This window comes from Pseudomonas sp. S3E17, from assembly GCF_024168685.1.
Taxonomy (GTDB): Bacteria; Pseudomonadota; Gammaproteobacteria; order Pseudomonadales; family Pseudomonadaceae; genus Aquipseudomonas; species Aquipseudomonas marginalis.
Genome location: NZ_JALJWE010000001.1, coordinates 4,972,179 through 4,985,295 on the forward strand (window position 1 = coordinate 4,972,179; position 13,117 = coordinate 4,985,295).

12 protein-coding genes are annotated in these 13,117 nt (G+C 62.9%); 1 reads left to right on the top strand and 11 read right to left on the bottom strand.

All coding sequences use genetic code 11. The features are described 5' to 3' along the window. Window positions 1-144: 144 nt before the first annotated feature. Entirely contained in the window at window positions 145-2,316 is a 2,172-nt protein-coding gene (locus J3D60_RS22515) for a glycoside hydrolase (protein ID WP_253492847.1), read from the top strand. Between the two features lie 83 nt (window positions 2,317-2,399). Here the strand turns inward: J3D60_RS22515 and J3D60_RS22520 are convergent, their stop codons facing one another. The 11 genes from J3D60_RS22520 to tcyJ all read right to left on the bottom strand — a co-directional run bounded on the left by J3D60_RS22520 (window position 2,400) and on the right by tcyJ (window position 12,997). Further along, window positions 2,400-3,026 (bottom strand): bifunctional 2-polyprenyl-6-hydroxyphenol methylase/3-demethylubiquinol 3-O-methyltransferase UbiG, encoded by a 627-nt coding sequence (locus J3D60_RS22520; RefSeq protein WP_253492848.1) that lies wholly within the window; start codon window positions 3,024-3,026, stop codon window positions 2,400-2,402. 39 nt (window positions 3,027-3,065) lie between these two features. Beyond that, a complete protein-coding gene (locus tag J3D60_RS22525) occupies window positions 3,066-3,710 on the bottom strand; it encodes a methionine ABC transporter permease (RefSeq protein ID WP_027607841.1) in 645 nt (214 codons plus the stop codon). Further along, window positions 3,700-4,815 carry a methionine ABC transporter ATP-binding protein gene (locus tag J3D60_RS22530; protein ID WP_253492849.1) on the bottom strand — a complete coding sequence of 372 codons (1,116 nt, stop codon included), beginning with the start codon at window positions 4,813-4,815 and terminating at the stop codon, window positions 3,700-3,702. Before J3D60_RS22530 ends, J3D60_RS22525 begins: the two co-directional genes overlap by 11 nt. After that, a complete protein-coding gene (locus J3D60_RS22535; protein WP_065941082.1) occupies window positions 4,812-5,627 on the bottom strand; it encodes a MetQ/NlpA family ABC transporter substrate-binding protein in 816 nt (271 codons plus the stop codon). The genes J3D60_RS22530 and J3D60_RS22535 overlap by 4 nt, the downstream gene beginning before the upstream one ends. 79 nt (window positions 5,628-5,706) lie before the next feature. Continuing rightward, window positions 5,707-7,059 carry an LLM class flavin-dependent oxidoreductase gene (locus tag J3D60_RS22540; RefSeq protein WP_253492851.1) on the bottom strand — a complete coding sequence of 451 codons (1,353 nt, stop codon included), beginning with the start codon at window positions 7,057-7,059 and terminating at the stop codon, window positions 5,707-5,709. After that, window positions 7,059-8,252 carry an SfnB family sulfur acquisition oxidoreductase gene (locus tag J3D60_RS22545; RefSeq protein WP_253492854.1) on the bottom strand — a complete coding sequence of 398 codons (1,194 nt, stop codon included), beginning with the start codon at window positions 8,250-8,252 and terminating at the stop codon, window positions 7,059-7,061. The genes J3D60_RS22540 and J3D60_RS22545 overlap by 1 nt, the downstream gene beginning before the upstream one ends. A gap of 24 nt (window positions 8,253-8,276) precedes the next feature. After that, the gene (locus J3D60_RS22550; protein WP_253492858.1) at window positions 8,277-9,518 is read right to left on the bottom strand and encodes an SfnB family sulfur acquisition oxidoreductase; all 1,242 of its coding nucleotides are present in this window, start codon (window positions 9,516-9,518) and stop codon (window positions 8,277-8,279) included. A 187-nt stretch (window positions 9,519-9,705) separates the two neighbouring features. After that, on the bottom strand, window positions 9,706-10,482 hold the full coding sequence (locus J3D60_RS22555) for a hypothetical protein (RefSeq protein ID WP_253492861.1): 777 nt from the start codon (window positions 10,480-10,482) through the stop codon (window positions 9,706-9,708). Window positions 10,483-10,787: 305 nt separating this feature from the next. Further along, on the bottom strand, window positions 10,788-11,534 hold the full coding sequence (gene tcyN / locus J3D60_RS22560; protein ID WP_027607834.1) for an L-cystine ABC transporter ATP-binding protein TcyN: 747 nt from the start codon (window positions 11,532-11,534) through the stop codon (window positions 10,788-10,790). 3 nt (window positions 11,535-11,537) lie between these two features. Beyond that, a complete protein-coding gene (tcyL, locus tag J3D60_RS22565; protein WP_253492864.1) occupies window positions 11,538-12,203 on the bottom strand; it encodes a cystine ABC transporter permease in 666 nt (221 codons plus the stop codon). After that, a complete protein-coding gene (gene tcyJ / locus J3D60_RS22570; RefSeq protein WP_108573701.1) occupies window positions 12,203-12,997 on the bottom strand; it encodes a cystine ABC transporter substrate-binding protein in 795 nt (264 codons plus the stop codon). The genes tcyL and tcyJ overlap by 1 nt, the downstream gene beginning before the upstream one ends. Window positions 12,998-13,117: the final 120 nt, after the last annotated feature.

Sequence of the window (13,117 nt, forward strand, 5' to 3'; positions counted from 1 at the left end):
AGTCGAATCGTCGCACCGCCCCTCCCACAATTGATCTCAGCTGGGCATGTGAGACGTGGGAAATTTCCGGAAGTGACGCCTGTTGCCCTGGCCAACCGTTGAGCGCTTTACCCTTCGACCTCCACCTCTCAACGGTCGCCTGCCATGAACCGTCTGCGTCTTACCTTGCTGATCTGCTGCTTCCTGTCGCCCCTGGCCTTTGCCGGCACCGTATTGGAAAACCCGTTGTGGCGAGTCGAACTCGACCCGGCCACCCTCGCCATCCGTGTGACACCCAGTGGTCAGCCCCAGGTGCAGGCCTCCAACGGCGTAGCGGCGCGTGCCGTCAGCCAACTCGAACAAAACGCGCAACAGGTCAGGTGGCAATGGGACGACGGTGCTTATCGTCTGACCGCCAGCCTTGAGCAGCGCGACCTGGTGCTGTCGATCACGGCGCGGGAAGCCGGTGAGCTGCCGATTCTTCTGCAACCGCCGAGCGCCATGGGCCGAGGGTTGATATGGCCGTTGGCCGAGGGGCATTACGTGCCGGCCGGCAATGCCATGTGGAACGCTTTCCTGGTGGCGCAGGGTGACATCAACACCACCCAGGACCTCAGCCTGCCGCTGTGGGGCGTCGATCACGGCGCCTTTACCCTCAACTGGCTGCTGACCAATCCCTATAACAACCGCCTGCGCTGGCGGGGCCAGGCGTTGTCGCTGGCCCATGAGTTCACCTCGCTCGGGCCTGCCGCCCCCATGACCCTGCTGTTGCACCTGGGCGAAAGCGATCCCCTGGCCGGGGCCAAGCGCTATCGCCGATGGCTGGTCGCGCAGGGTCGCTATGAGCCCCTGGCAGACAAGCTGCGGCAAACCCCTGGGGCTGAAAAGCTGCTGGGCGCCAGCCATGTCTACCTGTGGGGCAATGACCTGCTGGCGCCGGAGGATGTGCGTGATTGGCCGTTGTTGCTCCAGCGTTTGCGCGCTCATGAACTCAGTGGCCTGTTGGACAAGGACTCCGCAGCGGTGCTGGTGCAGCCCCGCGCCTTGAATCGCTACGAGCAAGGCGTGCTGTTACGCGGCCTCAACGCCGCGATCAACAGGAAGGCCCGGCAGAGTTGGCAGGTGGACGAGCCCGATATGACCCGTCTTGCCGCGCGCTACGGCGAGTTGCGTCGCGAATTGGCCGTGGACTTTGCCGGTGCCCTGCGCGATAGCCCCGGCACCTGGGGCAGCCAGGTGGTACAGACGCTGCGCGACGCCGGGCTGCCACGCTTGATGCTGACCCTGGGCGAAGGCTGGGAAGGCGGCCTCTGGCACCCCGAAACCATCCGCGCCGGTGTCGACGCCGGCTACCTGATGGCGCCCTACGACTCCTACCAAACCGCATTGTCCGCCACCGAAAACCCCGACTGGACCACCGCCCACCTGGGCAGCCAGGCTTACCGCGACTGCGCCATCGTGTTGAAGGACGGCACGCTCAAGACCGGCTTCCAGCAGTCCGGCCACTACACCGACCCGCGCTGCGTGCGGCCTCTGCTGGAGGCGCGGGTGAAAGCCGTGCAGGTCAAGGCCGGCTTCAACGCCTGGTTTCTCGATGCGTACGCCACCAGCATGCTGTTCGACAGCTACCGCGGCAGCGCACCGATGACCCAGGCGCAAAACGCCGAAGGCAATATCGATGCAGCCCGTTGGCTGAACACCACACTGCAATTGCCGACCGGCTCCGAAGACGGCAACGCCATCACCGCCCAGGGCATCCTGTTCGCCCATGGCATGCAAACCCCGGTGCTGGGCTGGGGGGATCGCGACATGACCCAGGACAAACAGTCGCCCTACTACGTGGGCAACTGGTACCCGCCGGAGCAACCGGCGGTGTTCTTCAAATCGGTGCCGCTGAACGAGCCGTTTCGCACCCTCTACTTCGACCCGACGCTGCGCCTGCCGCTGTATCAGGCGGTGTTCCATGGCTCGGTGATCACCACCCATCACTGGCTGTTCGACAGCCTCAAGCTGAGCAATGTACGGGCTGAAAATGAGCTGACCCAACTGCTCTACAACGTGCCGCCGCTGTATCACCTGAGTGCTGCGACGCTCAAGGCGCGGCTGTCGCTGATCCAGCGCCAGGATCGATTTTTCCGACCGCTGCATGAGCGCCTGGCCACCCAGGCGATGACCGGGTTTCGCTGGCTGACGGCGGATCGGCAGGTGCAGGAAACCACGTTTGCCGATGGCACGCGGTTGGTGGCGAATTTTTCCACGGGGTCCAGAGAGGGGTTTGCGGCAAGGAGTGTGACAGCGGTGGTGGATGGGACCTCGGTGGTGTATCAGGTGCAGTAGGGGTGTGTATCAGTCCGTCATCGGGGGCAAGCCCCCTCCCACAGGGGCATGCATTCCAAATGTGGGAATGCGCTTGCCCTGACTCAAGCCTTGCGCCAAACGCTGGCCAACCAGGGCTGCTGGGGTCGAGGCAACCCGGCGGGTCGGTAGTAATGCTCCAGTTCCACGAAGCCGGCGGCGGTGAGCAGTGCCTGCCACGCCTCGAGGTCGTGATAGGAACCATAGCGCGGCCCATTCCAGCCTTCCTGGTTCTCACCCCGTGGATTGGAACTGAACAGCACACCGCCGGGCTTCAGCGCCCCATGCAGTTGCTTGAGCACACGGGGCAGTTCCTGCTTGGGGATATGAAACAGCACCGCATTGGCAAAGATCCCGTCAAAGCGTTCGGTGGGCAGATCCAGCTTGAGGAAGTCCTGCTGCAACACCTCACAGCCGCTGTCTTCGCGCGCCATTTGCGCAAACCGCTCGGAGCCATCCAGGCCGACGGCGATATGCCCCAGGCGCGTAAAGGTCTGCAAGTCCCGCCCCGGCCCGCAGCCGAAATCCAGCACGGTAAAGGGCGCCGAGCCCTGGATATGGCGCAGCAGCGCGTCGATGTTCTGGCTCACATCGTGATCGCGGGTGCCTTCACGGAAATCCTCGGCCACCTTGTTGTAGTGGCCGAGGGTGGTGGACGTGATCTGGTCGAGGTCGTCGGGTTTGAGGGGCATGGTGATGAATACCGGGCGCTGAGATGGCCCGACTATACCTCACCTCTTGTTCAGTACTCGCGCCAGGCGATCGCCGCCGAGTTGAATCACCGCCACCAGGATCACCAGCAGCACAATCACTGTGAGCATGATCTGCGTATCGAAACGCTGGTAGCCGTAGCGATAGGCAATGTCGCCCAAGCCACCGGCCCCGATCGCCCCGGCCATGGCCGACGAGTTGATCATGGTCACCAGGGTGATGGTGAACCCGCCGACAATCCCCGGCAGCGCTTCGGGCAGCAGTACATGCCAGATGATGTGCCAGCGCCGGCAACCCATGGCCTGGGCGGCTTCGATCAGGCCGTGGTCGACCTCGCGCAGACTCACTTCGGCGATCCGCGCAAAAAACGGCGTGGCGGCGATGGTCAGCGGGACGACCGCCGCCCACACGCCATAGGTGGTGCCGACGATCAGCCGCGTGAACGGGATCAACGCCACCATCAGGATCAAAAACGGAATCGAGCGGAACAGATTGACGAACGCCCCCAGCACCCGGTTCAGCGTCGGCGCCTGGTAGATGCCGCCCTTGTCACTGGTCACCAGAAACACTGCCAGCGGAATCCCCACCAGCAAGGCGATCAACGACGACACGCCGACCATCAACAAGGTGTCGATGGCGCCTTGCACTAAACGATCAAACCACATAGCCCAGCACCTCCACCTGTTGTGCCCAGTTCGCGGCGCGGTTGCGCAGTTCTTCGGTTCCATGGGGCGAGCCATTCACCGCCAGCAGCAGTTGCCCCAGTGCGTGGCCCTGAATTCGTTCGACACCGCCCTGCAGTAAGCGCACACGCCCGCCGAGGGCGCTGAACAGCGCGGCCAGGTCCGGTTCATCGCTGGCACTGCCGGTGAACTGCAAGCGCAGCACTACGGCGGCGTCCGGCGATTCAGGCTGGGTGTGCAAACGGCTTTGCAGTTCTTCCGGCAGCCCATGTTGCAGCGGCGCCAGCAGGGTCTGGCTGACCTCGTGCTGCGGGTTGCCGAACACTTGCCACACCGGGCCTTGCTCGACGATGCGCCCGTGTTCCAGCACCACCACGCGGTCGCAGATGTCGCGGATCACCGCCATCTCATGGGTGATCAAGACGATGGTCAGGCCCAGGCGCCGGTTGATCTCGCGCAACAGGCCGAGAATCGATTGGGTGGTCTCCGGGTCGAGGGCCGAGGTGGCTTCGTCGCACAGCAGGATCTGCGGGTCGTGCACCAGCGAGCGGGCAATGCCCACGCGCTGTTTCTGCCCACCGGACAGCTGCGCCGGGTAGGCCTTGTGCTTGTCCTGCAAACCCACCAATTCCAGAAGCTCACGCACCTTTTGCTCTCGCTGGGGCTTGGGCACGCCGGCGACTTTCAGTGGCAATTCGACGTTCTGCCACACGGTCTTGGCCGACATCAGGTTGAAGTGCTGGAAGATCATGCCGATACGCCGGCGCAGCGCCACCAGGTGGTCTTCGTCGAAGTCGCCGATGTCCACCTGATCGATCAGCACGCGCCCGCTGCTGGGTTGTTCCAGGCGGTTGATGGTGCGGATCAGCGAGGATTTGCCGGCGCCGCTGCGGCCGATAATGCCGAACACTTCACCGTGCTGGATCGCCAGGTCGATGCCTTGCAAGGCATGCACGCCGCCGTCGTAGGTCTTGCCCAGGTTGATAAAGCGCACGTGCGCGCGGTTCAGGTCCGGATGCAGTTCTGTCTGCTCGGCGTCCCTGGGCGGTGAACCCAGGTCGCGCAGTCGAGAGTGGGCGGCGGTCATTTTTTATCTTCCCAACCGACTTGGTAGAGCTTGCCGAGGGATTTATCCAGGGCGGCACGCACCACCGGCGAGTGCTGGTAGATGTCGACGAACTTGATCACGCGCGGGTCGGTTTTGCTTTTTGGCTGGATCACGAACTGGATCACGTATTCCGGGTGGTCGAGGCCGTCGAACAGCAGCGCCGACTCGGCATCGAAGGTCTTGGACAGGCGGATGTAGGCCGGGTAGCCCTGCACCAGGTCCGCGTCGTCATAGGCGCGCACCAGTTGCACGGCTTCGACTTGCAGGATCTTGATCTTCTTCGGGTTGCTGACGATGTCTTCTTCGGTGGCCTTGTAGCCCACGCCCGGCTTGAGGGTGATCAAGCCGGCCTTGGCCAGCAGTTGCAGGCCGCGACCGCTGTTGATCGGGTCGTTGGCAATCGCCACGCTGGCGCCCTGGGGCAGGTCGTTGATGCTTTTGTATTTCTTCGAGTACAGCCCGACGTTGTTGATGATGCCCGGCGCGTACGGCACCAGGTCAAAACCGGCGGCGGCCTTGGCGTTTTCCAGGAACGGGATGTGCTGGAAGTAGTTCACGTCAATATCGCCGGCGGCCAGGCTGACGTTGGGCGCGATCCAGTCGGTGAACTCCACCAGCTCGACCTTCAAGCCTTGCTTGCCGGCTTCGGCGACGGCGGCTTCCAGGGGAATCGCGAAGGCGGCGGTGGTGCCGATTTTCAACGGTGCATCGGCGGCGAACACCGCCGAGCTGAACAACCCGAAGGCCAGGGCCAGTGCTTTGACTGGGTGGGAGAGCAGTGTTTTTTTCATGGTCGATTTCCAGTCATAAGGTATTTGTACAAGCAGTGGAGATCCACTGTGGGAGGGGGCTTGCTCCCACATTTTCCAATCAGTGGCGGTAGGTCGAGCCGGTGTGTTGTTCGGGTAAGCGAGCACTGGCGTGGAAGACTTTTTCGCGCAGCGTGCCGGTCTCATAAGCGGTCTTGTACGAGCCCCGTCGTTGCAACTCCGGCACTACCAGATCGATAAAGTCCACATAGCTTTCCGGCGTGACAATGCGCGTGAGGTTGAAGCCATCCAGCCCGGTTTCGCTGATCCAGGATTCCAGCTCGTCAGCGACCTGTTCGGGGGAGCCGACCAGGGTGATATAGCGCCCGCCGAGGGCGTGCTGTTCGAGCAATTTGCGTCGGGTCCAGTCGTTGTTCTGCAGGTTCTTGGTGGCCGACTGGATCGCGTTGCTCTTCACGTACTGGATCGGCTCGTCCAGTTCGTACTGGGCAAAATCAATCGCGGTGGACGCCGAAAAGTGCGCGACGCCGGCCTCCGCGCTGGCATAGCTCAGGTACTGGGCATGCTTGGCCCAGGCCAGTTCTTCGGTGGCGCCGACGATCACGTTCAGCCCCATGAACACCTTGATGTCATCCGGGTTGCGCCCGGCCTCGACCGCGCTGGCGCGCACCTTGTCCACCTGCACCTTGGTCGCGGCCTTGTTCTGCCCGCTGATGAATACGCACTCGGCATGGCGCCCGGCGAACAACAGGCCACGGTCTGAACTGCCGGCCTGGAACAGCACCGGCGTACGCTGCGGCGACGGCTCGCACAGGTGATAACCCTCTACCTGGTAGAACTCGCCATGATGCTCGACTTTGTGCACCTTGCCCGGCTGCGCGTAGACCCGCGCCTGCGGATCGTTGAGCACCGCGTCGTCTTCCCAGCTGCCTTCCCAGAGTTTGTAGAGCACTTCCAGGTATTCATCGGCCTGGTCGTAGCGCCGGTCATGCTCGACCTGTTCGGTGAGGCCCATGGCCTTGGCGGCGCTGTCGAGGTAGCCGGTGACGATGTTCCAGCCGACCCGGCCACGGCTCAGGTGGTCGAGCGTGGACATGCGCCGGGCGAACAGATACGGCGGCTCATAGGTGAGGTTGGCGGTGAGGCCGAAGCCGAGGTTCCTGGTCACGGCGGCCATCGCCGAAACCAGCAGCAGCGGGTCGTTGACCGGCAGCTGGATCGACTCCTTGAGCGGCACATCGATGGAGTTCTGGTACACGTCATACACACCGACGATATCGGCGATGAACAAACCGTCGAACAGCCCGCGCTCCAGGGTTTGCGCGAGGTCGGTCCAGTACTCGATGCTTTTGTACTGGGTGGACGTGTCCCGTGGGTGGGTCCACATGCCGTGGTTGATATGCCCGATGCAGTTCATGTTGAAGGCATTGAGCAGGATCTTTTTCTTTGCCATCAAATGGTCCCCCGCAGTGGCGGGTTTTCAGCGTTGAGGTAGTAATTGCCCACCGCGTGGTACTTCCAGCGCACCGGGTCGTGCAGGGTGTGCACGCGGGCGTTGCGCCAGTGGCGGTCGAGGCCGTGCTCGGCGAGGGTGGCCTGGCTGCCGGCCAGCTCGAACAGGGTGCTGCCGGCGGCCAGGGAGATCTCTGTGCTCAAGGCGCGTACTTCAGCGACGGCGATGGACGCTGCCGCCACGGTCTCTGCATTGCTGTCGGCCTGGGCGCGGTCGAGGTATTCACCCGAACGCTCCAGCAAGGCTTCAGCGGCGTGCAGGCGAATGCTCAGGTGGCCGAAGCTCTTCAGGGTCAGTGGGTCTTCGGTGGCCTTGTCGTTGCCGGAGTCGATCCACGGGCGGGTCTTGGTGCGCACAAAGTGCAGCGCATCTTCAAAGGCGGCGCGGGCGATGCCGGTGTCGATGGCGGCGTGAAGAATCTGTGCCAGCGGGCCGACCGTGGTCGGGCGCTCGAAAGCGCTCTGGAACGGGATCACGTCGTGGGCAGCGACCCACACGTTATCGAACACCACCGAGCCGCTGCCGGTGGTGCGCTGGCCGAAGCCGCTCCAGTCGTCGATGACCGTCAGGCCTTCGCTGTCGCGGGGGACAAAGGCCAGTTGCTGGATGCCGTGCTCATCCACCACCGAGGTGGGAATGCGCTGGGCATAGATCGCGCCGGTGGCGTAGAACTTGCGACCGGTGATGCGGAAGCCGTCGCCGTCGCGGGTGATCTTGGTGACGCGATCATGGGCGGTCCTGGTGCCCAGTTCCGCCAGGGCGTTGCCGAAACGCTGGCCGGCGAGTACTTCGGCGTACAGGCGTTGTTGCTGTTCAGGGCTGCCATTCACGCGCAGCACTTCGAGGGCGTAGAAATGGTTTTGCGGAATCTGGCCCAGGGAGGCATCCGCCTGGGCGATCAGGGCAATGACCTTGGCCAGGGTGACGTTGGACACGCCCGCGCCACCGTACGCCTTGGGTACGCTGATGCCCCACAGGCCGGAGCGCGAGAACACGTCCAGCTCTGGCAGCGGCAGGCGGCGTTCGCGGTCGCGCTGGGCGCTGTCGCGGCGCAAGTCTTCGGCCAGGTCGCTGGCGACAATAAGGGCTTGTTCGTCGCTGGTGATAACCGCGACACGGTGAGAAAAGGTCATGAGTTTCTCCAGAGGTCTGGTCGGTTAAATCCAGGAATGGCGAGCCGGCAACGTGCCGTTCAAGCGATAGGCGCCGACGGCGTGATACTTCCAGCGCACCGGGTCGTGCAGGGTGTGCACCCGGGCGTTGCGCCAGTGACGGTCGAGGTTGAATTCGGCGAGGGTGGCGCGGCTGCCGGCCAGTTCGAAGAGCTTTTCGCTGACCAGCAACGACACTTCAGTGGTGAGCACCTTCGCTTCGGCCACGGCAATCGACGCACGCGCGGCGGACTGTGCGGTGATCGGCGCGGCGCTGACCTGGTCCAGCACTTGCCCGGCCTTGCGCAACAGCGCCTCGGCGGCGTGCAGTTCGATCTTCAGCTTGCCGATATCGGCGATCACGTAGAGGTCATCGCTGGCACGCTCGACCTTGGCGTCGATCCACGGGCGCGAACGCTCCCGCACAAAGGCGATGGTGTCATCCAGCGCGCCACGGGCGATGCCGGCGTCGATGGCGGCCTGGATCAGTTGGGAAACGGCGCCCTGGATAGTCGGGCTTTCGCCGATACGCCAGTTGTCTACGACCAGTTCGGCGTCCACGGGCACGCGGTCCAGCAGCACGGTGCCGCTGGCGGTGGTGCGTTGGCCGAAGCCCGACCAGTCATCCACGATGCGCAGCCCTGCGGTGCCACGGCGTACAAACGCCATGACCTGCCTGCCATCGTCGTTCAGCGCCTTCACCGCCACCCAATGGGCAAACAGTGCGCCGGTGGAGTAGAACTTCTGGCCGCTGATCACGTAACCGTCGCCTTGGGCGGTGATGCGCGCCTTGAGCTCCAGGGTGTTCCTGGTGCCGCGTTCCGGGCCGCCATTGCCGATGCGCCAGCCGTCGAGGACGCTCTGGAACAGCTGCTCTTTCTGGCGCTCGGTGGCGGCGCCCTGCAACACCTGCAGGATGCCGAAATGATTCTGCGGGATCTGCCCGAGGGCCGGGTCTGCCGCGCTGATGATCGCGAAGACTTCGGCCAGGGTCACGAATGAGACTTGTGGGCCGCCGTATTCGCGGGGGATGGAAATGCTGCCCAGCCCACTGCGGGTGAATTGTTCGATCTGCGCCCACGGCAGTTTGCGTTGCTGGTCACGCTGGGCGGCGTGCAGGCGCGCGGCCTGGGCCAGCTCATGGGCAGCCTTAAGCGCCTCTGCATCGTTGCGCAGCACGGTGGCCGGCAACAGCAGGGGAGCAACGTCCAGATCACTCTGGGGGGGTGTTAGAGCCAAGTTAGACATCAGCGCCGCTCCTTGGCTGCACGTAATGCCCTGGCGTTATGCACCGGGGTAATTCTGACCATACCGACCTCGCATTCAATGAAATAAAAACAGAAAAATCAGAGATGTCCGGTGGTCCGGTGCATATACCCTAAGCGTGTTAAATATTTAAATAAACTAACTTTTGGGAATATGTATAGAAGGTCTGTCACCCCGGTTCACAGGGTGAGCCGAGGGGCCGTGGTTGGTAGACCCGCGCGGTCCCGGCCGGCTGGCTCGGCGCGCAGGCGGCAATGCGCAACGTACGCGTGGGCGCCCAGCGCGAATTGTTGCCGACACGATCGAGAATGCAGTACGTCACCTCCAGGCGGCTGTCGTCACCCGCCTCGACAATCACCGTCGAAGGCACCCACACCTGCACGACCACCCCGACGGCTTTGGCCTGGATCCTGGGCAGGTCCATGCGTACATCTCCCCAGCGCAGGGTGATGGCATCGCCGGTGGCCATGTTCAGGTAAGGCGCGATGGTCAGCGGAATACCCCGTCGCACCTGGCGACCGTTGACGCCGTAGCGACGGATGGTCTCGGGCAAACCGACGGGGGCGAGGTTGTGGTTTTCGTCGCTGTACAGGGGGGAGGGCTGGCCGCCGGGGTATCGGGTCTTTACACACACACCTTTCACGGCCGAGCGGACAGGTGCACGACCGACTTGCATGACCTGGTAATGCACCTGGGCCGGGCCGTCCAGCACAAAACTTTCCGGCACCCGCAGATGGGTCGGCGAGCCGACCTTGCACGCGCTCACCCTGCGTGAGGCGGCAAAGCAGTTGTTCCAGAACAGTTCGATCAGGTCGCCCTCATCCATGCCGGGGTAAGGCGCGATGTCCACCTGCAGCTGACTGGCCGCCAGTGCGTTGATGCCGTGCCGGTTAGCCTGGGGCAAGGTGGGGGCCGTGAGCAGGGCCGGGGTTGCAGTGCGCGTCATAAGTAATCTCCTTGATGCAGCCAGCAGCAATCGTTCCAGCCCCGCGGCGCGGGTGCGCAGGTGGACTGAAAGGAACGATTCAGTGAGTAGCCGGGATAGGATCCAATCCTCTGGACGCTAGATAAGAGGGTTGGCCAAGGAGCGTCAATGGCGGCAAAAGGCTAAACGGCGGGTTGGAGCAGATTCAGAAAGGTCTGACTGGACAGGGGATTTTTGGATCGGGGAGACGGCGTGTTTACGCGTGGACGGCGAGGATTTTCTGTAGGAGCAGATTGTGTGGTGAGGGAGCAAGCTCCCTCGGCACATCAGTGGGCGAGGAACTTGCTCAGGAACTGCCGGGTGCGTTCTTCCTTGGGGTTGGCGAACAACGCCTTGGCTTCGCCTTGCTCCACGATCACGCCCTTGTCGAAGAAGATCACCCGGTTGGCCACATCGCGGGCAAAGCTCATTTCGTGGGTAACGATGACCATGGTGCGGTTTTCTTCGGCGAGGCTGCGGATGGTCGCCAGCACTTCGCCCACCAGCTCCGGGTCCAGCGCCGAGGTGGGTTCGTCGAACAGGATCACCTCCGGCTCCATGGCCAGCGCGCGGGCAATCGCCACGCGCTGTTGCTGGCCGCCGGACAGGCGCCGTGGGTAGGCGTCTTCCTTGCCCGCCAGGCCAACCCTGGCCAGCAGCTTGCGCCCAAGGGCAACAGCGGCTTCACGGGGCATCTTCTTGACCACGGTCGGCCCTTCGATGACGTTTTCCAGCGCTGTGCGGTGGGGGAACAGGTTGAAGTTCTGGAACACAAAACCCACGTGCTGGCGCAGGCGCCGCACCAGGCCTTGTTGCTGGTTGAGCGGTTTGCTGCCGTCGATCTGGATGTCGCCCACCTTGATCCGGCCGCTGGTGGGTTCTTCGAGGAAATTCAGGCAGCGCAGGAAGGTGGTCTTGCCGGAACCGCTGGGGCCGATGATGGCGACGACTTCGCCTTCCTTGACCTCCAGGTCGATGCCGTTGAGTACCACCTGACCGTTGAATTGTTTGGTCAGTTTTTCAACCACGATCATGCTTCAAGACTCCAGGTCATGCCGGTTGACCCGGTCTTCCAGGCGGTTTTGGAAATGCGCCAGGATGCTGGCCAGCACCCAGTAGATCAGGGCGGCGGACAGGTACATGGTGAAAATTTCGAAGGTGCGCGCAGACACCAGTTGAGCCTGGCGGAACAGTTCTGGCACCTGGATGGTGGCGGCCAGCGCGGTGTCCTTGACCAGCGAAATAAAGCTGTTGCCCAACGGTGGCAGGGCGGTGCGCATTGCCTGCGGCAGGATGGCCCGGCGCAGGGTCTGCGAACGGGTCATGCCGATACTGGCAGCGGCTTCCCATTGGCCACGCTCGATGGAGGCGATGGCGGCCCGCAGGATTTCACAGGCGTAGGCGGCCATGTTCAGTGAAAAGCCGATCATGGCGGCCGGGATCGGATCCAGCTCGATGCCCACTTGCGGCAAGCCGTAGTAGATCAGAAACAGCTGTACCAGCAAGGGCGTGCCGCGAAAGAACGACACGTAGACGCGGGCTGTCCAGCTCAGCAGTTTGAAGCGCGACAACCGCATCAAGGCCAGGCCGAAGCCCAGCAGCAAGCCGAAAAACATCCCGCCAAGGCTGAGAATCACCGTGTAATACGCGCCCTTGAGCAGAAAGGGCGCGGAGTCCAGCGCGAGTTGGAAACCTGCTTCCATTATTGAGTGACGTCAGCGTTGAAGTACTTCTCGGACAGCTTCTTCAAGGTGCCGTCGGCGCGCAGCTTGTCGAGGGCCTTGTTCACCGCTTCAAGCAGCTCGGGCTCGCCTTTGCGCAGGGCGATACCGGCTTCCTGGCGGGAGAAGGCGTCGCCGGCAGCGGCGGTGTCCGGGGCTTTCTTGGCGTATTCCAGGGCGGCCAGGCGGTCGATCAGGATGGCGTCGATACGGCCGATGCGCAGGTCCTGGAACTTGGTCGGGTCATCGTTATAGGTCTTGATAATGGCTTTGGGTTGGTTGTCCTTGAGCCATTGTTCGTAGTTGGTGCCCAGGCCTACCCCGACTTTCTTGCCGGCCAGGTCGTCGGCGGTCTTGATGGTGTCGACGTTCTTTTTCAGCACCAGCGCCTGGATACCGGACACCGTGTAAGGCGTGGAGAAGTCGTACTTCTTCTTGCGCTCTTCGGAGATGGTGACTTGGTTGACCACCGCATCCAGGCGCTTGGATTCCAGGGCGGCGAGGATGCCGTCCCATGGCGTGGCTTGCAGCTTGACCTTCACGCCCAGCTCTTTGGCCAGGGCCTCGGACAGCTCGACTTCGAAGCCGCTGAGCTTGCCGCTTTCATCGACGAAGCTGAACGGCGGGTAGGTGCCTTCCAGGCCGATTTTGATCTCGCCGGCCTTTTTGATGTTGCCCAGTTGCTCGCCGGCAACCGCCTGGCCCAGCCAACCGGCGCCGAGAGCCAGACCCAAAGTGCCAACCAGCAACGTGCGACGGAATACAGAAATAGTCATGAAGAGCCCCTGTGTTTTTTATGTTGAGCGAAGCAGGTGACGCAGTAGACGTATCCTGCCTTAAAGCGCGTAGCGCGTCTTCGCCTACGGCGCGATGATAAAGCCGGGTTTTAAGACTTG